The sequence below is a fragment of the Pseudomonas sp. GXM4 genome (assembly GCF_008923895.1).
GTDB lineage: Bacteria > Pseudomonadota > Gammaproteobacteria > Pseudomonadales > Pseudomonadaceae > Aquipseudomonas > Aquipseudomonas atacamensis.
Map to the genome: position 1 here is coordinate 1 of NZ_WBRZ01000058.1, position 23,596 is coordinate 23,596.

16 protein-coding genes are annotated in these 23,596 nt (G+C 60.3%); 11 read left to right on the forward strand and 5 right to left on the reverse strand.

Going from position 1 to position 23,596, the window contains the following annotated elements; translation table 11 throughout:
* Nucleotides 1–115: 115 nt before the first annotated feature.
* Nucleotides 116–2,962, reverse strand: coding sequence for a valine--tRNA ligase (locus F8N49_RS10385; RefSeq protein ID WP_122707166.1), 2,847 nt, complete (start codon nt 2,960–2,962; stop codon nt 116–118).
* Between the two features lie 158 nt (nt 2,963–3,120).
* On the opposite strand from F8N49_RS10385, the gene F8N49_RS10390 reads away from it, so the two are divergent.
* Complete coding sequence (locus F8N49_RS10390) at nt 3,121–6,078, forward strand: RHS repeat protein (protein WP_151551350.1); 2,958 nt, start codon at nt 3,121–3,123, stop codon at nt 6,076–6,078.
* Between the two features lie 52 nt (nt 6,079–6,130).
* Here the strand turns inward: F8N49_RS10390 and F8N49_RS10395 are convergent, their stop codons facing one another.
* The 3 genes from F8N49_RS10395 to F8N49_RS10405 are packed head-to-tail and all read right to left on the reverse strand — an operon-like array spanning nt 6,131 to nt 8,502.
* Nucleotides 6,131–6,517 carry a DNA polymerase III subunit chi gene (locus F8N49_RS10395; RefSeq protein ID WP_151551352.1) on the reverse strand — a complete coding sequence of 129 codons (387 nt, stop codon included), beginning with the start codon at nt 6,515–6,517 and terminating at the stop codon, nt 6,131–6,133.
* A gap of 8 nt (nt 6,518–6,525) precedes the next feature.
* On the reverse strand, nt 6,526–6,954 hold the full coding sequence (locus tag F8N49_RS10400; RefSeq protein WP_151551353.1) for a DNA polymerase III subunit chi: 429 nt from the start codon (nt 6,952–6,954) through the stop codon (nt 6,526–6,528).
* Between the two features lie 57 nt (nt 6,955–7,011).
* Nucleotides 7,012–8,502, reverse strand: coding sequence for a leucyl aminopeptidase (locus F8N49_RS10405; protein WP_151551355.1), 1,491 nt, complete (start codon nt 8,500–8,502; stop codon nt 7,012–7,014).
* Between the two features lie 296 nt (nt 8,503–8,798).
* Between F8N49_RS10405 and lptF the strand changes: the two genes are divergently transcribed.
* The 8 genes from lptF (at nt 8,799) to pdxJ (ending at nt 17,205) form a co-directional block, all read left to right on the forward strand.
* A complete protein-coding gene (gene lptF, locus F8N49_RS10410; protein WP_016771566.1) occupies nt 8,799–9,920 on the forward strand; it encodes an LPS export ABC transporter permease LptF in 1,122 nt (373 codons plus the stop codon).
* The gene (gene lptG, locus F8N49_RS10415) at nt 9,913–10,974 is read left to right on the forward strand and encodes an LPS export ABC transporter permease LptG (RefSeq protein ID WP_056783092.1); all 1,062 of its coding nucleotides are present in this window, start codon (nt 9,913–9,915) and stop codon (nt 10,972–10,974) included. The genes lptF and lptG overlap by 8 nt, the downstream gene beginning before the upstream one ends.
* A 173-nt stretch (nt 10,975–11,147) precedes the next feature.
* The gene (lepA, locus tag F8N49_RS10420) at nt 11,148–12,944 is read left to right on the forward strand and encodes a translation elongation factor 4 (protein WP_016771564.1); all 1,797 of its coding nucleotides are present in this window, start codon (nt 11,148–11,150) and stop codon (nt 12,942–12,944) included.
* Between the two features lie 9 nt (nt 12,945–12,953).
* A complete protein-coding gene (gene lepB, locus F8N49_RS10425; RefSeq protein WP_016771563.1) occupies nt 12,954–13,808 on the forward strand; it encodes a signal peptidase I in 855 nt (284 codons plus the stop codon).
* 169 nt (nt 13,809–13,977) lie between these two features.
* Nucleotides 13,978–14,667, forward strand: a complete 690-nt coding sequence (gene rnc / locus F8N49_RS10430) for a ribonuclease III (protein ID WP_024011703.1) — start codon at nt 13,978–13,980, stop codon at nt 14,665–14,667.
* Nucleotides 14,660–15,562 carry a GTPase Era gene (gene era / locus F8N49_RS10435; RefSeq protein WP_016771562.1) on the forward strand — a complete coding sequence of 301 codons (903 nt, stop codon included), beginning with the start codon at nt 14,660–14,662 and terminating at the stop codon, nt 15,560–15,562. Before rnc ends, era begins: the two co-directional genes overlap by 8 nt.
* Before the next feature lie 167 nt (nt 15,563–15,729).
* Nucleotides 15,730–16,419: a DNA repair protein RecO gene (recO, locus tag F8N49_RS10440; protein WP_071174474.1), complete on the forward strand. Its 690-nt coding sequence runs from the start codon at nt 15,730–15,732 to the stop codon at nt 16,417–16,419.
* Nucleotides 16,420–16,458: 39 nt separating this feature from the next.
* Entirely contained in the window at nt 16,459–17,205 is a 747-nt protein-coding gene (pdxJ, locus tag F8N49_RS10445; RefSeq protein WP_016771560.1) for a pyridoxine 5'-phosphate synthase, read from the forward strand.
* Between the two features lie 80 nt (nt 17,206–17,285).
* Here the strand turns inward: pdxJ and mltF are convergent, their stop codons facing one another.
* Nucleotides 17,286–18,746, reverse strand: a complete 1,461-nt coding sequence (gene mltF, locus F8N49_RS10450; protein ID WP_024011704.1) for a membrane-bound lytic murein transglycosylase MltF — start codon at nt 18,744–18,746, stop codon at nt 17,286–17,288.
* A 285-nt stretch (nt 18,747–19,031) separates the two neighbouring features.
* On the opposite strand from mltF, the gene purL reads away from it, so the two are divergent.
* Together purL and F8N49_RS10460 are read left to right on the forward strand one after the other, a co-directional pair.
* On the forward strand, nt 19,032–22,928 hold the full coding sequence (gene purL / locus F8N49_RS10455; protein WP_073473626.1) for a phosphoribosylformylglycinamidine synthase: 3,897 nt from the start codon (nt 19,032–19,034) through the stop codon (nt 22,926–22,928).
* A gap of 5 nt (nt 22,929–22,933) precedes the next feature.
* Entirely contained in the window at nt 22,934–23,245 is a 312-nt protein-coding gene (locus tag F8N49_RS10460; RefSeq protein WP_016771558.1) for a YqfO family protein, read from the forward strand.
* The last annotated feature ends 351 nt before the right edge of the window (nt 23,246–23,596 follow it).

Below are 23,596 nucleotides of genomic sequence, written 5' to 3' on the forward strand. Positions count from 1 at the left end.
TTGTCGGCTGACACAGCGCTTTCGCGAGCAGGCTCGCTCCCACAGGGGACTCGAGGTTTTGCAGGAATAAAAAAGGGAGGCCACTTGGGCCTCCCTTTTTCAGTGCGATTTGCCGTTACAGACTGGCAATCCGCGCGTGCTGCTCGGCCAGTTTGCCCAGGGCCTGTTCGGCCTCGGCCAGTTTGGCGCGTTCCTTCTCGATGACTTCGGCCGGGGCCTTGTCGACGAAACCTGCGTTGGACAGCTTGCCGCCAACCCGCTGGACTTCGCCCTGCAGACGCAGGATTTCCTTGTCCAGACGCGCCAGTTCCGCGCCCTTGTCGATCAGACCGGCCATTGGTACCAGCACTTCCATCTCGCCCACCAGTGCGGTGGCGGACAGCGGTGCTTCTTCGCCAGCGGCGAGTACGGTGATCGATTCCAGACGCGCCAGCTTCTTCAGCAGCGCTTCGTTCTCGGTCAGGCGGCGCTGGTCTTCAGCGCTGACGTTCTTCAGGAAGATCGGCAGTGGCTTGCCCGGGCCGATGTTCATCTCGCCACGAATGTTGCGCGTGCCGAGCATCAGTTCCTTGAGCCATTCGATGTCGTTTTCCGCCGCCGGATCGATGCGCTCTTCGTTGGCCACCGGCCAAGGCTGCAGCATGATCGTTTTGCCCTGAATACCGGCCAGCGGCGCGATGCGCTGCCAGATTTCTTCAGTGATAAACGGCATGAACGGATGCGCCAGACGCAGCGCCACTTCCAGCACGCGTACCAGCGTCCGGCGAGTGCCGCGCTGGCGTTCGACCGGCGCGTTCTCGTCCCACAGCACAGGCTTGGACAGTTCCAGATACCAGTCGCAGTACTGGTTCCAGATGAACTCGTACAACGCTTGCGCGGCGAGGTCGAAACGGAACTGATCCAGTTGACGGGTCACTTCGGCTTCGGTGCGTTGCAGCTGCGAGATGATCCAGCGATCAGCCAGCGACAGCTCGTAGGCTTCGCCGTTCTGGCCGCAGTCTTCGCCTTTGTCCAGAACGTAACGCGCGGCGTTCCAGATCTTGTTGCAGAAGTTGCGATAGCCTTCGACGCGACCCATGTCGAACTTGATGTCGCGACCGGTCGAGGCCAGCGAGCAGAAGGTAAAGCGCAGGGCGTCGGTGCCGTAGCTTTCGATGCCATTGGCGAATTCTTCGCGGGTGGCTTTCTCGATCTTCTTCGCCAGTTTCGGTTGCATCAGGCCCGAAGTGCGCTTCTGCACCAGGGTTTCCAGGTCGATGCCGTCGATGATGTCCAGCGGGTCAAGGACGTTGCCCTTGGACTTGGACATCTTCTGGCCCTGGCCGTCGCGTACCAGACCGTGTACGTACACAGTCTTGAACGGAACCTGCGGCGTGCCGTCTTCGTTCTTCATCAGGTGCATGGTCATCATGATCATCCGGGCAACCCAGAAGAAAATGATGTCGAAACCGGTGACCAGCACGTCGGTGGAGTGGAATTTCTTCAGGAACTCGGTCTGCTCAGGCCAGCCCAGGGTCGAGAAGGTCCACAGGCCGGAGCTGAACCAGGTGTCGAGTACGTCGTTGTCCTGTTGCAGCGCAACGTCCGGGCCGAGGTTGTGCTTGGCACGGACTTCGGCTTCGTCGCGACCGACGTAGACTTTGCCCGACTCGTCGTACCAGGCCGGAATCCGGTGGCCCCACCACAGCTGACGGCTGATGCACCAGTCCTGGATGTCGCGCATCCACGAGAAGTACATGTTTTCGTACTGCTTGGGCACGAACTGGATGCGACCGTCTTCAACGGCAGCAATCGCCGGCTCGGCCAGAGGCTTGGTCGATACGTACCACTGGTCGGTCAGCCACGGCTCGATGACCGTGCCGGAGCGATCGCCTTTCGGCGTTTTCTGGTTGTGATCGTTGACACTCACCAGCAGGCCGGCGGCGTCGAACGCGGCGACGATCTGCTTGCGCGCTTCGAAACGCTCAAGGCCGGCGAACTCGGCCGGAATCTTGCCGTCGATGCTCTCGTTCAGCGTGCCGTCGAGGTTGAACACCTGGGCGGCAGGCAGCACGTTGGCGTTCTTGTCGAAGATGTTCAGCAGCGGCAGGTTGTGGCGCTTGCCGACTTCGTAGTCGTTGAAATCGTGGGCTGGGGTGATTTTCACGCAGCCGGTGCCGAATTCAGGATCGCAGTAATCGTCGGCGATGATCGGGATGCGGCGGCCAACCAGTGGCAGCTCGACGAATTTGCCGATCAGCGCTTTGTAGCGTTCGTCGTTCGGGTTAACCGCGACGGCGGAGTCACCGAGCATGGTTTCCGGACGGGTGGTGGCGACGATCAGGAAGTCATCGCCCTCAGCGGTTTTTACACCATCGGCCAATGGGTATTTCAGGTTCCACAGGAAGCCTTTCTCTTCGTGGTTTTCCACTTCGAGGTCGGAAATCGCTGTGTGCAGTTTGGTGTCCCAGTTGACCAGACGCTTGCCGCGATAGATCAGGCCGTCTTCATGCAGACGCACGAAGGCTTCCTTGACCGCTTCCGAGAGGCCGTCGTCCATGGTGAAGCGCTCGCGGCTCCAGTCGACGGACGAGCCGAGGCGGCGGATCTGCCGGCTGATGTTGCCGCCGGACTGATCTTTCCATTCCCAGACTTTTTCGAGGAATTTTTCCCGGCCCAGATCGTGACGATTCTGGCCCTGGGCTTCGAGTTGGCGCTCCACCAGCATCTGCGTGGCGATACCGGCGTGGTCGGTGCCCGGCTGCCACAGGGTGTCGCGACCCTGCATGCGGCGGAAACGGATCAACGCGTCCATGATCGCGTTGTTGAAGCCGTGACCCATGTGCAGGCTGCCGGTGACGTTCGGCGGCGGGATCATGATGGTGTAGGACTCGCCCGCGCCTTGCGGGGCGAAGTAGTTCTCGGACTCCCAGGTCTTGTACCAGGAAGTTTCAATGGCGTGCGGCTGGTAGGTCTTATCCATGCGCGGCGGGACCCTATTGGCATTTATTCAGGAAAAGCCGGGAAGTATAGCGGGGCATGGTGAGTAGGGCGAGCGGGGCGCGACCGGTCAGCAGCGCGCGGGCGGTGGTGCAAGTTGTCTGCTAGTACTTTTCCAACAGGGAACGAAGGGCAGATCAAATGTGTGCATCTCAAACATCGCTGCATGCCAATACTCCATCGATCACGGTGCTGGATAGCCGCTGCCTTCGTGTGCGGGATGTGCGTTACCACCGCCATCCCGATTCACTCGCTGTCACAAGCGAACGCATTGACCGTCACCATTACGATGGTCGCGGGTTCCTGATGCGCAGCGCTGACCCACGATTAAACGAAGCCGGGTTGGCCAATTTCATTTATGTCAGGAGTCTGTCCGGGCGCGTGTTGAGCCAGCAGGGCGCCGACAATGGCAGCAGCGTGGTGCTACCTGACGCCGTCGGTCGTTCATGGAGGGTGGTAAGCAATATGCCCGGCCCTGACCACGGTGCGGGATCCACAAGTCAGCTTGTTACCAGCACCTATCAATATGAAGGGAGCGATCTTCTCGGTCGTCTGACCAGCGTTTCCGAACAGGAGGGGAACGAGCGCCCGAAAATCAGCGAGCGAAGGGTCTATGCCGCAAATACTGAGGCTGAAATCGCGCTGAACCTGGCCGGCCGGTGCGTGAGCCACTACGACACGGCCGGTCTGACGAAGACTGATAGCGTGGCGCTGACAGGTGTGCCGCGCTCGATTAGCCGTCGTTTCTTCAAGAGCGCAGACAACCCGGGCGAGGTGGTCGATTGGCAGGGTGACAACGCCTCGGACTGGAATGACGGCCTGGATGACGAGACCTTCACCAGTCTGGTTACCACCGATGCGATGGGCGCGCTGCATACATCTACGGACGCAGCGGGCAACCTGCAGCGCGTGGCTTACGATATGGCAGGCGCAATCCGAGGACACTGGGTGACGCTCAAGGGCAGCGCGGAACGGGTTGTCGTGACGTCGCTGACGTATTCGGCGGCGGGTCAGAATCTGCGTGAAGAGAGCGGCAACGGTGTGGTAACCACTTGGAAATACGAGCAGGAAACCCGGCGCCTTTCGGGAATCAGAGTGGAACGACCGCTCGGGCATGCGGCGGGAGCTAAAGTGCTACAGGATCTGAAGTACACCTATGATCCGGTTGGTAACGTCAGCGTTGAGCGCGACGATTCGCAGACACCATGTTTCTGGCGAAATCAGAATATTCTGGCGCAAAACACTTATATCCATGACTCGCTCTATCAACTGATCAGCGCAACCGGACGCGAGATGGCGAATGCCGAGGGGGCATGCGGCTCCCCTCTGGTCTGCGGTCCTGACCACGCCGCTTACACCAGTTACACCCGCACTTACCGCTACGATATGGCTGGCAACCTGATTCAGATACGCCACATCGCACCAGCCTCGCAAAATAATCACACCGCCAGGGTCACGATCAGCAACCGCAGCAATCGCGGTGTGTTGGACACCCTGGCGACAAATCCCGAGGAGGTGGAAGCATTTTTCTCGGCGGGTGGGCAGCAGACCACTTTGCATCCCGGACAGCGGCTTGTCTGGACGCCGCGCAACGAACTTTTGCAAGTGACCCCGGTGATGCGTGATGGCGCGATGGATGACCATGAGACGTATCGCTATGACAGTGCTAGTCAGCGAGTGCTGAAGTTCAGCGCGCAGAAAGTGTGTGGTTGCATACACAAGCAGCGGGTCGCCTACCTGCCGTCACTGGAGCTCAGAGCGAAGGGTATCGGCGCAACAGTGGCGGAGCGTCTGCACGTCATCAACGCAGATGCGTCAGGTCGATCCCGACTGCGAATCCTGCATTGGGACAGTCCGAGGCCGCCGAACGCCGATAATGACCTGCTGTATTACAGCTATGACAACTTGATTGGCAGTAGCGCAGTGGTCGTGGACGGTGAGGGGAAGCTTGTAAGTAAAGAGGAATATTACCCATTCGGCGGCACAGCCATATGGGTGGCGCGAAGTGCCATTGAGGCGGATTTCAAAACCGCCAGATACTGCGCAAAGGAACGCGATGCCACGGGACTTTACTACTTTGGCTGGCGCTACTATCAGCCCTGGGCAGGGCGCTGGTTAAGTGCTGATCCGGCAGGAACGGCGGACGGCATGAACCTGTTTATGATGGTCGGCAATAATCCCGTCACGTTTTTTGACAGCAATGGTTTGTACAAGGAAGGGCAAGAAGCCAGGCAAATGGTTGGCGAGTCATTTATCCATCCATTGCATATGCCTGCCTTCGAAAAAGTATCCAAAGAACACAATGTAGCAATAAGCGTTAGAGAGTCCGGAAGTTACACCATCAAGGCTTTGGGCGAAGGTGCCGCTGCCAAGGGCCATAACATTCTTGAAAAGACCATCAAACCGTCTTCCTTGAAAGCAGTTTACGGGGATGGCGCTGAAGCGATGCTCGTGCGGGCAGAAAAAAGCGGGTTGGTCGGGCGAGTGGGGCAGTGGGGCCGGGGCGGTGTTCGAGGACTTTATGCGCGCAATAGCATCAGCGATGAAGATGTTTCCTACAGCGTTAATCTGCAAAGTCCCATCGAACACGAACTCCTGGATGCCTGGGTGAAGTTCAAAGTCGTCACGCCCTACACGGGTGACTACGATATGCACGATGTTATTCAGTCAAGACAAGGAAAAGGTATTGTTCCGCGCTCGGGAAGTAGCGAGGAGGCGCAAGTCATGAATTTGATCAATCATGCTATCGCCGAACTGGATTCTGCGAGGCCGTTCGATAACACCCCGATGAATGTGATCCGTCATGGTCCGCAAGTGAACTTCGTTTCACATATGTGGAATCATGAATTCGACAAGGTCAAACAGGACAACGGATATTTGGAGGCGGTTGCCCGGCCAGGCCCGTTTCCGATAGCGATGGTGCACCAGGGGCAGTGGTCGATTATCGAAAGTACCCGCGAACTGTTCGATTTTTACGGGGCGTTGAACACCGCAGTTCCGGAACACTGGGCGCAAGAGTTTGTGAGTCGGGGAAAAGGCATGGTTGCCACGCCCAGACATGCCAGAACACTGGATTGGCATCGCAGCAACACCGTCTAGAAGTCAGGTTTGCCGGGTTGCCAACTCAGTGCTGATCGTGGGGGCGCTAAGGCTACTCGTACTGGCTGAGCAGCCGCTCCATCCGCGCATCGAGGCGACGTTTGATTTCGGTTTCGATGTGCGGGGCGAAGTCGTCGATCACGTCTTGCATGATCAATTGCGCGGCGGCGCGCAGTTCGCTGTCCAGGTGCAGCAAGGCGTCCGGGCCTTTATCGATCGGTGCGGCAGCCGGGGCAGCCGGCGGCGCTGGTGGCGGCTCGACGGCCGCCGGCTGATTGCCGACGGAATCGAACAGCATCGGAATCTGTTCCTGTTCGCCGTCATCGACCGTATCGGTCAAGAGCGGCGGTTGCAGGTTGTCATCGCCGAGCAACTGGCGGATCGATTCAAGATCGTCCAGCAGATGTGCGGACTTCTGTTGCGGTTTCGGAGTGTCCATTGGAGTGCTCAGAGTCGCTGTAAACGGTGGTCTTGCAGAGAATAGCCCTGTTCGCGGTAGAAACGGAAACTCTCCCGCGCCGCTGCGCGGATGGCTGGATCTTCCACCACCACTTCCGCCACGCGGGCGAATTTGCTGGCGAAGGCCGGGACTTTCAGGTCGAGATTGACCAGCAGATCGTGATGCGCACCGCAGTCGTCTCCAAGTCCCAGCACGATCAAACCGTCCGGTTCGCTGTCGGCCGGGCCGTGGGGCACGAAGCTTTCACCCTTGAATGCCCACAGACGCGCATCGAGATCGTCGCGCTGGGCCGCATCGCTGCAATGCAGGTAGATGCGGTGGCCCATGCGCCAGGCTTTCTCGGTGAGCTTGCAGGCGAAATCCAGGCGCGCTGATGGATCGGCGCTGGGCAGGATATAGAAGTCGACTTTGGTCATTGCGGTTCCAGAGCGGCAAGCGGCGTCACCCGAGAGTGACGCCACCTTTCAGCGGTTTCAGGCCTTGGCGCGATCGAGCAGGTACTGGGTCAGCAGTGGAACCGGACGGCCAGTGGCGCCTTTGTCCTTGCCGCCGCTGGTCCATGCCGTGCCGGCGATGTCCAGGTGCGCCCAGTTGAGGTTCTTGGTGAAGCGCGACAGGAAGCAGGCGGCAGTGATGGTGCCGGCCTTCGGCCCGCCAATGTTGGCGATGTCGGCGAACGGGCTGTCCAGCTGCTCTTGATACTCGTCGAACAGCGGCAGTTGCCAGGCGCGGTCGTCGGCAGCTTTGCCGGCGCTGAGCAACTGGTCGATCAGTTCGTCGTTGTTGCCCAGCAGGCCGGACGTGTGTGCGCCCAGGGCAACTACGCAAGCACCGGTCAGGGTGGCGATGTCGATCACCGCTTGTGGCTTGAAGCGCTCGGCGTAGGTCAGTGCATCGCACAGCACCAGACGGCCTTCAGCGTCGGTGTTGAGGATTTCCACGGTCTGGCCGCTCATGGTGGTGACGATATCGCCCGGCCGCGAAGCATTGCCGCTTGGCATGTTTTCGGCGCAGGCGAGGATGCACACCAGATTGATCGGCAGTTTCAGCTCAAGCACAGCACGCAAGGTCCCGAACACGGAGGCAGCGCCGCCCATGTCGTACTTCATCTCGTCCATGCCGGCGCCCGGCTTCAGGCTTATGCCGCCAGTGTCGAAGGTGATGCCCTTGCCGACCAGCGCGTATGGCTTCTCGGATTTCTTGCCGCCGTTGTATTGCATGACGATCAGGCGCGGCGGCTGGGCGCTGCCCTGGCCCACGGCGTAGAACGAGCCCATGCCGAGGGATTTGATCTTCTTCTCGTCGAGTACTTCGACTTTCAGATCCTTGAACTCTTTGCCCAGGTTCTTGGCCTGTTCGCCCATGAAGATCGGGTGGCAGATGTTCGGTGGCAGGTTGCCCAGATCGCGGGTGAAGGCCATGCCGTTGGCAATCGCGGTGGCGTGATTCACGGCGCGCTGCACTTCGGCTTGCGCAGCCTTGATGGTCAGCAGGGTGATTTTCTTCAGAACGCGCGGTTCGGCTTTCTGGCTCTTGAACTGGTCGAAGGTGTAGCCGCCGTCGACCAGGGTTTCTGCCAGCAGGCGAGTCTTGCCGTAGCTGTCGCGACCTTTGACGATGACTTCATCCAGCGCCAGCACGGCGTCACCGCCGCCCAAGCCTTTGAGGGTGTTGAGGATGCCGGCAACGATTTTGCGGAACGGACGGTCGCCCAGTTCTTCGTCCTTGCCCACACCGACCAGCAACACGCGCTCGGCTTTCAGGTTCGGCAGGCTGTGCAGCAGCAGGCTCTGACCGACCTTGCCGGCCAGGTCGCCACGCTTGAGCACGGCGCTGATCGCGCCACCGCTCGACTCGTCAACCAGTCTGGCGGCGACACCGAGTTTGCGGCCTTCGCCGACGGCAACCACCAGGGTGGCGGTTTTCAACGTTTCTGGGCTAACGCTTTTTACAACCAGTTCCATGTCCGGATCCCTGAATGAATGGTCAACACGCAGGCGTTCGACGTTGTCCGCAGTCGCCTGCTTATAGATAGAAGAGGCGCAGGCCAAAGCCTGCGACAAGGGCCGCAGTTTGAACCTCGCTCCCTGCGCCTGACAACCCTCAGCAAAGGATTACAGAGATGGATGAGTGTGCGCAGTGACAGGCGCACCCAATCACAGGATAATGCCGCATCTTTTTTCGACCGCTCTGCATGGCGGGCCGGTCGATGTGTTTGCTTGTTTGGCCGCCTTAGCCTGACAACCCTGGAGTGTCTGGTTTGATCGTCTTCCGTTATCTGTCCCGCGAAGTCCTGTTGACCCTCAGCGCCGTAAGTGCCGTGCTGCTGGTCATCATCATGAGCGGTCGCTTCATCAAATACCTGGCGCAGGCTGCGGCCGGTCAGCTCGATCCGGGCTCGCTGTTCCTGATCATGGGCTTTCGTCTGCCGGGTTTCCTGCAACTGATTCTGCCGCTGGGCCTGTTCCTCGGGATCCTGCTGGCCTACGGTCGCCTGTACCTCGAAAGCGAAATGACCGTGCTCTCGGCCACCGGCATGAGCCAGCAGAAGCTGTTTCGCATGACCCTTTTTCCGGCAACGCTGGTGGCACTGGTGGTGGCGTGGCTGAGCCTCGGCCTGGCTCCGCAGGGAGCCAACCAGTTTCAGTTGCTGCTGAACAAGCAGGACGCGCTGACCGAGTTCGATACCCTCGAACCGGGACGCTTCCAGGCCTTGCGCGACGGCACCCGAGTGACCTACACCGAAACCCTGAGCGACGACCGCGTCAATCTCGGTAGCGTGTTCATTTCGCAGAAGAACCTCGGCGCCGATAAGAAGGATCGCGGGATTTCCGTGCTGGTGGCCGAGTCTGGCCGTCAGGAAATCCGCCCCGATGGCAATCGCTACCTGATCCTCGATAACGGTTACCGCTATGACGGCAGCCCCGGGCAGGCCGATTACCGCGCCATTCATTACGAAACCTACGGCGTGCTGCTGCCCAAGCCGGACGTCAGCGAAGAAGTCACCGATCGCGATGCGATGCCGACCTCGTCCCTGTGGGGCAGCGACGACATCCGTTCGAAAACCGAACTGCAATGGCGCATGTCCCTGCCGTTGCTGGTGTTCATCGTGACCCTGATGGCGGTGCCGCTGTCGCGGGTGAATCCGCGTCAGGGGCGTTTCCTCAAGCTGCTGCCGGCGATTCTTCTTTATATGGCTTACCTGACCATCCTGATTGCCGCTCGCGGCGCCCTTGAAAAAGGCAAGATCCCGCCGGCGCTCGGTCTGTGGTGGGTGCACGCGATCTTCCTGGTGATCGGCCTCGGCCTGCTTTATTGGGAGCCGCTGCGCCTGAAACTGGCCAGCCGTCGCAGCGCCGCGCTGGAGGTGGCCCGTGGTTAAACTCGACCGCTACATCGGCAGCAGCGTATTCATGGCGATCATCGCCGTGCTGGCGATCATCCTCGGCCTGGCAACGCTTTTCGCCTTCATCGATGAAATGGGCGACGTCAGCGACACCTACACCTTGGTCGACGTGCTCGGTTTTGTATTGCTCACCGCACCGCGCCGGCTCTATGAAATGCTGCCGATGGCCGCATTGATCGGCTGCCTGATCGGTCTCGGCAGTCTGGCCAGCAGCAGTGAGCTGACAGTCATGCGCGCTGCTGGCGTGTCGATCGGCCGTATCGTCTGGGCCGTCATGAAACCGATGCTGGTGCTGATGCTCGCCGGCGTGCTGATTGGCGAATACGTTGCCCCGGCCACCGAAAGCATGGCCCAGGCCAATCGCTCGCTGGCCCAGGGCAGCGGCGACGCGCAAAGCGCCAAGCACGGTATGTGGCACCGTCAGGGTGAAGAATTCATCCACATCAACGCGGTTCAACCGAACGGTCTGTTGTACGGCGTGACGCGCTATCACTTCGACAAGGAGCGCCATCTGCTCAGCTCCAGCTTCGCCAAAAAGGCCGAGTTCGACGGCACCAAGTGGCAGCTCACCGACGTTGCCACCACGCTGTTCCATGAGCGCAGTACTGAAGTGGTCAACAGTCCGAGCGAGGAGTGGGACGTGGCGTTGAGCCCGCAACTGCTCAGCACCGTGGTCATGGCGCCGGAATCGCTGTCGATCAGCGGTCTTTGGGGCTACATCCATTATCTGGCCGAGCAGGGCCTGAGCAATGGCCGCTACTGGCTGGCATTTTGGGTCAAGGTGTTGCAGCCGCTGGTGACCGCCGCGCTGGTGCTGATGGCGATCTCGTTCATCTTCGGCCCGCTGCGTTCGGTGACCCTCGGTCAGCGTGTTTTCACCGGCGTGCTGGTGGGCTTCACCTTCCGCATCGTCCAGGATCTGCTGGGGCCATCGAGCCTGGTGTTCGGATTCTCGCCGCTGTTTGCGGTGCTGGTGCCGGCCGGCGTGTGTGCGCTGGCGGGTGTCTGGCTGCTCAGACGCGCGGGCTGATGAACAAGCTTTCATTGAGCGCTTGAACCCTGAAAACGCCTCGGTCGCCAGACCGGGGCGTTTTTGCATGCGATCCGGGTGACAGGCGAACGTGACGCTTGCGCCGTGTATCAGGTACAATTCCCGGCTATTTTTCGGCGGGCCAAGCCTGCAGCCTTTTTGAGTGTTGATCCGTGAGTGATTTGAGTCATATCCGCAATTTCTCCATCATCGCCCACATTGACCATGGCAAGTCGACGCTGGCTGACCGTTTCATCCAGATGTGCGGCGGCCTGGCCGAGCGTGAAATGGAAGCCCAGGTACTGGATTCCATGGATCTTGAGCGTGAACGCGGGATCACCATCAAGGCCCACAGCGTTACCCTCTATTACAAAGCCAAAGATGGCATCACCTACCAGCTGAACTTCATTGACACCCCGGGCCACGTCGACTTCACCTACGAAGTCAGCCGTTCCCTGGCCGCGTGCGAAGGCGCCTTGCTGGTGGTCGATGCGGGGCAGGGCGTCGAAGCCCAGTCCGTGGCCAACTGCTACACCGCCATCGAGCAGGGCCTGGAGGTCATGCCGGTCCTGAACAAGATCGACCTGCCCCAGGCCGAGCCGGATCGCGTCAAGGACGAGATCGAGAAGATCATCGGCATCGACGCCACCGACGCCGTCACCTGCAGCGCCAAGACCGGCCTGGGTGTCGACGAAGTGCTCGAGCGTCTGGTGCACACCATCCCTGCGCCGACCGGCAATATCGAAGATCCGCTGCAAGCGTTGATCATCGATTCCTGGTTCGACAACTACCTGGGCGTTGTTTCCCTGGTACGCGTGCGCCACGGCCGTGTGAAGAAGGGCGACAAGATTCTGGTCAAGTCCACCGGCAAGGTGCACCTGGTCGACAGCGTCGGCGTGTTCAACCCGAAACACACCGCCACCGTTGATCTCAAGGCCGGCGAAGTGGGCTTCATCATCGCCAGCATCAAGGACATTCACGGTGCGCCGGTCGGTGACACCCTGACCTTGAGCTCCACGCCTGATGTGCCGGTGCTGCCGGGCTTCAAACGCATTCAGCCACAGGTTTACGCCGGTCTGTTCCCGGTCAGTTCCGACGACTTCGAGGATTTCCGCGAAGCGCTGCAGAAGCTGACCCTGAACGACTCGTCGCTGCAGTACACCCCGGAAAGCTCCGACGCCCTGGGCTTCGGCTTCCGTTGCGGCTTCCTCGGCATGCTGCACATGGAAATCATCCAGGAGCGCCTCGAGCGCGAATACGACCTGGACCTGATCACCACTGCGCCGACGGTAATTTTCGAGCTGGTGCTGAAAACCGGTGAAACGATTTACGTCGACAACCCGTCGAAGCTTCCGGACGTGTCGGCGATCGAGGACATGCGCGAGCCAATCGTGCGCGCCAATATCCTCGTACCGCAGGAACACCTGGGTAACGTGATCACCCTGTGCATCGAGAAACGCGGTGTTCAGGTCGACATGCTGTTCCTCGGCAATCAGGTGCAAGTGACCTACGACCTGCCGATGAACGAAGTGGTCCTGGACTTCTTCGACCGTCTCAAATCCACCAGCCGCGGCTATGCTTCGCTGGACTACCATTTCGATCGTTATCAATCGGCTAATCTGGTGAAACTGGACGTGCTGATCAACGGCGACAAGGTCGATGCCCTGGCATTGATCGTGCACCGTGACAATTCGCACTTCAAAGGTCGCCAGTTGACCGAGAAGATGAAAGAACTGATTCCTCGTCAGATGTTCGACGTGGCGATTCAGGCTGCCATTGGTGGTCAGATCGTGGCGCGGACAACCGTCAAGGCGCTCAGAAAGAACGTATTGGCCAAATGCTACGGCGGTGACGTCAGTCGTAAGAAGAAGCTGCTCGAGAAGCAGAAGGCCGGTAAGAAACGCATGAAACAGGTCGGCAACGTGGAAATTCCACAGGAAGCCTTCCTCGCCGTGCTCAGGTTGGAATAATCAGGTCCTATGTCGCTAAATTTCCCGCTGTTGCTGGTCATCGCCGTGTTCGTCTGCGGCCTGTTGGCGTTGCTTGATCTGCTGTTCCTGGCACCGCGTCGGCGTGCTGCCATTGCCTCTTATCAAGGCAGTGTCAGCCAGCCCGAGCCTGTGGTGGTCGAGAAGCTGAACAAAGAGCCGCTGCTGGTCGAATACGGCAAGTCGTTCTTTCCGGTGCTGTTCATCGTGCTGGTGCTGCGTTCGTTCCTGGTGGAGCCGTTCCAGATCCCGTCCGGCTCGATGAAACCGACCCTGGATGTCGGCGACTTCATTCTGGTGAACAAGTTTTCCTACGGCATCCGTCTGCCGGTGATCGACAAGAAAATCATCGAAGTCGGTGACCCGCAGCGCGGTGATGTGATGGTGTTCCGCTACCCGAGCGACCCGAACGTCAACTACATCAAGCGTGTGGTCGGCCTGCCCGGTGACACGGTGCGTTACACCGCCGACAAGCGTCTGTTCGTCAACGGCGAATCGATTGCCGAGAAGATGGTCGGCGCCGAGGCGGGTTCGCTGGGCAGCGCGGAGCTCTATCAGGAAAAACTCGGCGCAGCCGAACACCTGATCCGTAAGGAAATGAGCCGCTACCGCGCCACCCCGGACCGTTCGTGGACAGTGCCTGCCGGGCACTACTTCATGATGGGCGACAACCGCGACAATTCGAATGACAGCCGCTACTGGGATGATCCGAACATTCCCAAGGATCTGCTGGGCATGGTTCCCGACAAGAATATTGTCGGCAAGGCCTTCGCGGTCTGGATGAGCTGGCCTGAGCCGAAACTCAGCCACCTGCCGAATTTCTCGCGGGTTGGCCTGATCAAGTAATCAAACACGGCGCTGTTGACCACAGCGCCGAATGCATTTCTGGAGCCGGCACAATCGGCTTCGCAATCGCCAGGATTTATTTTTTGAACACAGCGTTAATTGTCCCAGGCCTGCGCCGTACCCCGGCGATGGCAGTGGAAACCAGCCACGAACTCAGCGTGGGTAAACCGTGAGCGTTTCTCTTAGCCGTCTCGAGCGCCAGCTCGGTTACACCTTCAAGGACCAGGAGCTGATGCTGCTGGCCCTCACGCACCGCAGTTTTGCCGGGCGCAACAACGAGCGTCTGGAATTCCTCGGTGATGCCATCCTCAACTTCGTCGCTGGCGAGGCGCTGTTCGATCGCTTCCCGCTGGCCCGCGAAGGCCAGTTGTCGCGTTTGCGCGCACGGCTGGTAAAAGGTGAGACCCTGGCCGTACTCGCTCGCGGTTTCGACCTCGGTGATTATTTGCGCCTGGGTTCGGGGGAACTGAAGAGCGGTGGTTTCCGCCGTGAATCGATTCTGGCCGATGCCCTCGAAGCGTTGATTGGCGCGATCTACCTCGATGCCGGCATGGACGTCGCCCGCGAGCGCGTACTGGCGTGGCTGGCCGGCGAATTCGAAGGCCTGACGCTGGTCGACACCAACAAGGATCCGAAAACCCGCTTGCAGGAACACCTGCAATCGCGCGGTTGCGAACTGCCACGCTACGAAGTGGTGGATATCCAGGGCGAACCGCACTGCCGAACCTTCTTCGTCGAGTGCGAAGTGGTCTTACTGAATGAAAAAAGCCGAGGTCAGGGTGTGAGCCGTCGTATTGCCGAACAGGTAGCGGCCGCCGCAGCACTGATTGCCTTGGGCGTGGAGAATGGCAATGACTGATACAAACGCAACTCGCTGTGGCTACGTTGCCATCGTCGGCCGTCCCAACGTCGGCAAGTCGACGTTGCTCAACCACATCCTCGGGCAGAAGCTCGCGATCACTTCGCGCAAACCGCAGACCACCCGCCACAACATGCTCGGGATCAAGACCGAGGGCGACGTGCAGGCGATCTACGTCGACACCCCGGGCATGCACAAGGGTGGCGAAAAGGCCCTGAACCGTTACATGAACAAAACCGCTTCGGCGGCGTTGAAAGACGTCGATGTGGTGATCTTCGTCGTCGACCGCACCAAGTGGACCGACGAAGACCAGATGGTTCTGGAGCGTGTGCAATACGTGACCGGCCCGCTGATCGTCGCGCTGAACAAGACCGATCGCATCGAAGACAAAGCCGAGCTGATGCCGCATCTGAGCTGGTTGCAGGAACAGCTGCCAAACGCGCAGATCATCCCGATTTCCGCGCAGCACGGGCACAACCTCGAAGCGCTGGAAAAGGTCATCGCCGATCACTTGCCGGAGAATGATCACTTCTTCCCGGAAGACCAGATCACCGACCGCAGCAGCCGTTTCCTTGCCGCCGAACTGGTGCGCGAGAAAATCATGCGCCAGATGGGCGCCGAGCTGCCGTACCAGATCACGGTTGAAATCGAAGAATTCAAGCAGCAGGGCAAGACCTTGCACATCCACGCGCTGATTCTCGTCGAGCGTGACGGCCAGAAGAAAATCATCATTGGCGACAAGGGCGAGCGCATCAAGCGCATCGGCACCGAAGCGCGCAAGGACATGGAGCTGCTGTTCGACTCCAAGATCATGCTCAACCTGTGGGTCAAGGTGAAGGGCGGCTGGTCCGATGACGAGCGCGCGCTGCGTTCGCTGGGTTATGGCGACCTGTAAATACGCGGTTGTCGCAACACCGAAGAAACCTGTGGGAGCGAGCTTGCTCGCGAAGACGATGGAACATTCAGCATTGATGTTGACTGTCACACCGAGTTCGCGAGCAAGCTCGCTCCCACAGTGTTTGTGGGGTGAATATAAAACCGCGTTTTATCCATGAGAGTTCCATGTCCTCAAACCCGCCCCCCGCCCAACCCGCCTACGTCCTGCATTCGCGCGCCTATCGCGAAACCAGCGCACTGGTCGATTTCCTCACGCCGCAAGGTCGGCTGCGGGCGGTGTTGCGCAGTGCACGGGGCAAGGCCGGGACGCTGGCGCGGCCGTTCGTGGCGCTGGAGGTCGAGTTCCGTGGCAAGGGCGAGCTGAAGAATGTCGGGCGCATGGAAAGCTCCGGCACCTCGGCATGGCTCAACGGCGAGGCGCTGTTCAGCGGTCTCTACCTCAACGAACTGTTGATTCGCCTGTTGCCTGCCGAAGACCCGCATCCCGCAGTCTTCGATCACTATGCCGCGACCCTGCTGGCGCTGGCCGAAGGTCGGCCGCTGGAACCGTTGCTGCGCTCCTTCGAATGGCGATTGCTGGATGATCTCGGCTACGGCTTCTCTATGAACACCGATATGCACGGTGAGCCTGTCGCACCTGACGGTCTCTATCGCCTGCAAGTCGATGCCGGTCTCGAAAGGGTGTATCTGCTGCAACCAGGCTTGTTCAACGGTACCGAACTGCTGGCCATGGCCGAAGCCGACTGGTCGGCGCCCGGTGCGCTGTCGGCGGCCAAGCGTCTGATGCGCCAGGCCCTGGCGGTGCATTTGGGCGGGCGTCCGCTTGTCAGTCGCGAGCTGTTTCGCAAGCCCTGATATGCTGTGCGCCGAACCTCTCAATTCAGGAGCGCATCCGTGACCAGCAGCAATCGCATTCTTCTCGGCGTGAACATCGACCACGTCGCCACCCTGCGTCAGGCCCGTGGCACGCGCTACCCGGACCCGGTCAAGGCGGCGCTGGATGCAGAAGAGGCGGGCGCCGATGGCATCACCGTGCACCTGCGCGAAGACCGCCGGCACATCCAGGAGCGCGACGTGTTGCTGCTCAAGGATGTGCTGCAAACCCGCATGAACTTCGAAATGGGCGTCACCGAAGAAATGATGGCGTTCGCCGAGCGCATTCGCCCGGCGCACATCTGCCTGGTCCCGGAAACCCGTCAGGAGCTGACCACCGAAGGCGGTCTGGATGTAGCGGGGCAGGAAGAGCGCATCAGGGCGGCGGTCGAGCGCTTGTCGAAAATCGGCAGCGAAGTGTCGCTGTTTATCGACGCCGACGAGCGCCAGATTGCCGCCTCCAAGCGCGTCGGTGCGCCGGCAATCGAGCTGCACACCGGGCGTTACGCCGATGCCGAAACCCCGACTGAAGTGGCCGAGGAATTGAAGCGTGTGGCGGATGGCGTTGCGTTTGGTCTGGCCCAAGGCTTGATCGTTAACGCCGGTCACGGCTTGCATTACCACAATGTTGAAGCCGTGGCTGCGATCAAAGGCATCAACGAGCTGAACATCGGCCACGCGCTGGTGGCGCATGCGTTGTTCGTTGGCTTCAAGTCTGCCGTATCGGAAATGAAAGCGCTGATTCTGGCTGCTGCTCTCAAGGGCTAAGATCAAAAGATCGCAGCCTTCGGCGGCTCCTACAGGTGAACACATAACCCTGGAGCTGCCGAAGGCTGCGATCTTTTGCTTTAGAGAGGGGCAGGCTCTTGCGCCGGTTTCGACTTGTCGATCGCCGGCACATGCAGGTTGCCCTCGGCCACCTGATCGCCTTCAAGCTGCGGCTGGGTTACCCAAGTCAGAATGTCGTAGTAGCGACGAATGTTCGCCACGAAGTGCACCGGTTCGCCACCGCGGGCGTAACCGTAGCGGGTCTTGCTGTACCACTGCTTCTGCGAAAGGCGCGGCAGGATCTTTTTCACGTCCAGCCACTTGTCCGGGTTCAAGCCTTCCTTCGCCGCCAGTTTGCGCGCGTCATCCAGATGGCCGCTGCCGACGTTGTACGCCGCCAGGGCGAACCAGGTGCGATCCGGTTCCTGGATCGAGTCGTCCAGCTGATCCTTCATATAAGCCAGGTACTTGGCGCCGCCCATGATGCTCTGCTTGGGGTCGAGGCGGTTGGACACGCCCATCGCCTGCGCGGTGTTCTGGGTCAGCATCATCAAACCGCGCACGCCGGTTTTCGAGGTCACCGTCGGCTGCCACAGGGATTCCTGATAACCGATGGCGGCGAGCAGGCGCCAGTCGACTTTCTCTTTCTTCGCGTAGTTCTTGAAGTGCTGTTCGTATTTCGGCAGGCGCTGCTGCAAGTGCTGGGCAAAGGTGGTGGCGCCCATGTAGCCAAGCACATCGACATGGCCGTAGTAGCGGTCCTTCAGGCGTTGCAGGGTGCCGTTCTTCTGCACCTTGTCCAGATAGGCGTTGATTTCGTTGAGCAGGCTGTTGTCTTCGCCCGGGCCGACCGCCCAGCTCTGACTGCGCGCGTCGCCGAGGTCGAAGGCCACGCGGATGTTGGTGAAGTACACCTGATTCATCGCCACTTCGTTGGAGTCGACCAGTGTCAGGTCGATCTGGCCCTCATCGACCATGCGCAGCAGATCGACCACTTCAACCGCGTCGGATTCTTCGTATTCGATGCCGGGATATTTCTGTTTCAGCGCGGCCAGTTGCTCGGCGTGGGTGCTGCCCTTGAGCACGGTGATCTTCTTGCCGACCAGATCCGCCGGATCGGTGGGGCGCGACTGGCCGTTGCGGTAGATGATTTGCGGGGTGACTTCGAGGTAGGAGTGGGAGAACCGCACCTGCTTCTTGCGTTCATCGCTGCTGACCAGACCGGCGGCCGCGAGTACCGGGCCGTTTGGCTTGCCGACCTGGTTGAACAGGTCATCGAGATTGTCGGCCGTCTCGATCTTCAATTCGACGCCCAAATCGTCGGCGAAGCGCTTCACCAGCTCGTATTCGAAGCCGGTTTCACCGCTGCGATCCTGAAAGTAGGTGGCGGGGCTGTTGCGGGTAACCACGCGCAGCACACCGTCCTCCTTTACGCGCTCGAGTGTGTTGGGTTTATCAACACAGCCACCGAGCACCAGGAAGAGTCCGGTTGCGATCAGCCATTTGGCGTATCGCGGACGCAAAGCCGTTGGGAAAAACATCTGCGCAGTATACGCAAACGGCCACGGGCGCCATATCTCGACAGCGTAGGACTAGTCTGCTAGCGATCACAAAATCGAACGAAATCCCTTGAATACGGGCCTTCAGGGCATTTTGTTACAGTAAAAATAAGCCATGCTGAAACGCTCGATTTACCTGACCCCGAAGGCAGAAACACAGATTGCTACCCGAGTGCAACCGTGCGTAGCGTTTCGGGTGATGTTGAGGTCGGTTTAGGCTAGAATGCACGGCCTCAAAGCACACCCCTTCCCGAGGCTGTCCCGAAGATGTTGATCCTGCGCGGCGCTCCTGCCCTTTCTGCCTTTCGCCACAGCAAACTCCTTGAGCAACTGAGCCAGAAGGTTCCAGCTGTCAGTGGCCTGTATGCTGAATTCGCTCACTTCGCCGAAGTCACCGGCGTCCTGACCGGCGACGAACAGCAGGTGCTAGCGCGCCTTCTGAAGTACGGCCCAAGTGTTCCGGTTCAAGAGCCTACCGGCCGTCTGTTTCTGGTGTTGCCGCGTTTCGGCACCATCTCGCCGTGGTCGAGCAAGGCCAGCGACATCGCCCGCAACTGCGGCCTGAGCAAGATCCAGCGTCTGGAACGCGGTATCGCCTTCTATGTTGCAGGGCAGTTCAGCGAAGCCGAAGCCCAGCTGATTTCGGACGCGCTGCATGACCGCATGACCCAGATTGTGCTGGCCAACCTCGAACAGGCCGCCGGTCTGTTCAGCCATGCCGAGCCGAAGCCGCTGACCGCCATCGACATCCTCGGTGGCGGCCGCGCCGCGCTGGAAAAGGCCAACACCGAGCTGGGCCTGGCCCTGGCCGAAGACGAGATCGACTATCTGGTCAACGCCTTCAACGGTCTGAAGCGCAACCCGCACGACATCGAACTGATGATGTTCGCCCAGGCCAACTCCGAGCACTGCCGCCACAAGATCTTCAACGCCAGTTGGGACATTGACGGCCAGAGCCAGGAAAAAAGCCTGTTCGGCATGATCAAGAACACCTATCAGATGCACAGCGAAGGCGTGCTGTCCGCTTACAAGGACAACGCTTCGGTGATCGTCGGCAACGTTGCCGGCCGCTTCTTCCCGAACCCTGAAACCCGCCAGTACGGCGCGGTGCAGGAGCCGGTGCACATCCTGATGAAGGTTGAAACCCACAACCACCCGACCGCGATTGCGCCGTTCCCGGGCGCATCCACCGGTTCCGGTGGCGAGATCCGTGACGAAGGTGCAACCGGTCGCGGCGCCAAGCCAAAGGCCGGCCTGACCGGTTTCACCGTATCGAACCTGCAGATCCCGGGCTTCGAACAGCCGTGGGAAGTGCCGTACGGCAAGCCTGAGCGCATCGTCACCGCGCTGGACATCATGATCGAAGGCCCGCTCGGCGGTGCTGCGTTCAACAACGAATTCGGTCGTCCGGCGCTGACCGGCTATTTCCGTACCTTCGAACAGTCGATCACCACTCCGCACGGTGACGAAGTGCGCGGTTATCACAAGCCGATCATGCTCGCTGGCGGCATGGGCAACATCCGCGAAGAACACGTCAAGAAAGGCGAGATCGTCGTCGGCTCCAAGCTGATCGTGCTCGGCGGCCCGGCGATGTTGATCGGTCTCGGTGGCGGCGCGGCTTCGTCGATGGCCACCGGCACCAGCTCGGCGGATCTGGATTTTGCTTCCGTGCAGCGTGAGAACCCTGAAATGGAGCGTCGTTGCCAGGAAGTCATCGACCGTTGCTGGCAACTGGGCGACAAGAACCCGATCAGCTTCATCCACGACGTCGGCGCGGGCGGTCTGTCCAACGCCTTCCCGGAACTGGTCAACGACGGCGATCGCGGTGGCCGTTTCGAACTGCGCAACATCCCGAATGACGAGCCGGGCATGGCCCCGCACGAAATCTGGTCGAACGAATCCCAGGAACGTTACGTGCTGGCAGTCGGCCCGGAAGACTTCGAGCGCTTCCAGGCGATCTGCGAACGCGAGCGTTGCCCGTTTGCCGTAGTCGGGGAAGCCACTGCCGAACCGCAGCTTACTGTCACGGATAGCCACTTCGGCAACAACCCGGTGGACATGCCGCTGGAAGTGTTGCTGGGCAAGGCGCCGCGCATGCACCGTTCGGTGGTTCGCGAAGCCGAGCTGGGCGATGACTTCGATCCGTCGAACCTCGACATCAGCGAGTCCATCGAACGCGTTCTGCATCACCCGGCCGTGGCCAGCAAAAGCTTCCTGATCACCATCGGCGACCGCACCATCACCGGCCTCGTCGCCCGTGACCAGATGGTCGGCCCATGGCAAGTGCCGGTGGCCGACGTTGCCGTCACCGCCACCAGTTTCGACGTCTACACCGGTGAAGCCATGGCGATGGGCGAGCGTACTCCGCTGGCTCTGCTGGACGCGCCGGCCTCGGGCCGCATGGCCATCGGCGAAACCATCACCAACATTGCTGCCTCGCGCATCAACAAGCTCTCCGACATCAAACTGTCGGCGAACTGGATGTCGGCGGCCGGCCACCCGGGCGAAGACGCGCGTCTGTACGACACCGTGAAAGCTGTCGGCATGGAGCTGTGCCCTGAGCTGGGCATCACCATTCCGGTGGGCAAGGACTCGATGTCCATGGCCACGCGCTGGAACGACAACGGCGAAGACAAGACTGTCACCTCGCCGATGTCGCTGATCGTTACCGGTTTCGCGCCAGTGGCTGACATCCGTCAGACCCTGACCCCGGAACTGCGCATGGACAAGGGCACCACCGACCTGATCCTGATCGATCTCGGTCGCGGCCAGAACCGCATGGGTGCATCGATCCTCGCGCAAGTCCACGGCAAACTCGGCCAGCATGCACCGGACGTCGATGACGCCGAAGACCTGAAGGCCTTCTTCGCGGTGATCCAGGGCCTCAACGCCGACGGTCACCTGCTGGCCTACCACGACCGTTCCGACGGTGGTCTGCTGACTTCCGTGGTGGAAATGGCCTTCGCCGGCCACTGCGGTCTGAGCCTGAACCTGGACAGCGTTGCCGAATCCGCTTCGGAAATCGCCGCGATCCTGTTCAACGAAGAACTCGGTGCGGTGATCCAGGTTCGTCAGGACGCCACCCCGGACATCCTCGCGCAATTCAGCGCCGCCGGTCTGGGCGACTGCGTGTCGGTGATCGGTCAGCCGATCAACAATGGCCAGATCAACATCACCTTCAACGGTGACACCGTGTTCGAAGGCCAGCGTCGTCTGCTGCAACGTCAGTGGGCCGAGACCAGCTACCAGATCCAGCGTCTGCGCGACAACGCCGACTGCGCCGAGCAGGAATTCGACGCGCTGCTGGAAGAAGACAACCCGGGCCTGAGCGTCAAGCTCAGCTACGACGTCAATCAGGACATCGCCGCGCCTTACATCAAGAAAGGCATCCGCCCACAGGTTGCCGTGCTGCGTGAGCAGGGCGTCAACGGTCAGGTGGAAATGGCCGCCGCGTTCGACCGCGCCGGTTTCAGCGCGATCGACGTGCACATGAGCGATATCCTCGCCGGTCGTGTCGACCTCAACGAGTTCAAAGGCCTGGTGGCCTGCGGCGGTTTTTCCTACGGCGACGTGCTCGGCGCCGGTGAAGGCTGGGCCAAGTCGGCGCTGTTCAACAGCCGCGCCCGCGATGCGTTCCAGGGCTTCTTCGAACGTAACGACAGCTTCACGCTGGGCGTGTGCAACGGTTGCCAGATGATGTCCAACCTGCACGAGCTGATCCCGGGCAGCGAGTTCTGGCCGCACTTCGTGCGCAACCGCTCCGAGCAGTTTGAAGCGCGGGTGGCGATGGTGCAGATCCAGGAGTCGAACTCGATCTTCCTGCAGGGCATGGCCGGTTCGCGCATGCCGATCGCCATCGCCCACGGTGAAGGGCATGCCGAGTTCGCCAGCGAAGAAGCACTGTTGGAAGCCGATCTGTCCGGTTGCGTGGCGATGCGTTTTGTCGACAACCACGGCAAGGTCACCGAAGCCTATCCGGCCAACCCGAACGGCTCGCCGCGCGGGATCACCGGCCTCACCAGCCGTGACGGTCGCGTGACGATCATGATGCCGCACCCGGAGCGTGTGTTCCGTGCGGTGCAGAACTCGTGGCGTTCGGAAGACTGGAACGAAGACGCTCCGTGGATGCGCATGTTCCGTAACGCACGCGTGTGGGTTAACTGATCGTCGTGTACAAGTTGGCGTTTTTTGTTCCTGACAGTCATGTCGAGGTGGTCAAAGGGGCTGTGTTCGCTGCCGGTGGTGGGCGGATCGGTGACTATGACCACTGTGCGTGGCAGGTGCTTGGCCTGGGCCAGTTTCGACCGTTGGACGGCAGTCAGCCGTTTATCGGTCAGGCGGGGCAGGTCGAGCGGGTTGAGGAATGGAAGGTTGAGCTTGTCGTTGCGGATGAGTTGATTGTGGCTGTTGTGGCGGCGTTGAAGCTCAGTCATCCGTATGAGACGCCGGCTTATGAGGTGTGGCGGCTGGAGGATTTCTGATCTTCTTGGTTGCTTGAACGGGAAACCCGCAGATGAGTGATTGTCTGCGGGTTTTTTGTTGGCCTTGGTTTTGTCTTGATTTGGGTGAATATCCGTTGCTTCGGGTGTGGCGGCTGGCGGTTTCGCCCTTACGGCGACTCACTTTTTTTACAAACGCCCCCGAAAAAGTACCCAAAAAGGCTTGCTCCTGCGTTCGGCCCTCGCAGGCTCGGGTTCCTTCGCTCCGGGACTGATCCGGGCGCAGCGGCTACGGTTTGCTTCGCTGCACCTCCTTCCGCTGTGTTCGACTTCGTCGAACGGTCGCTGCGCTCCCACGCCCGGATCAATCCCTCCACTCAGCCTTCCGACGTC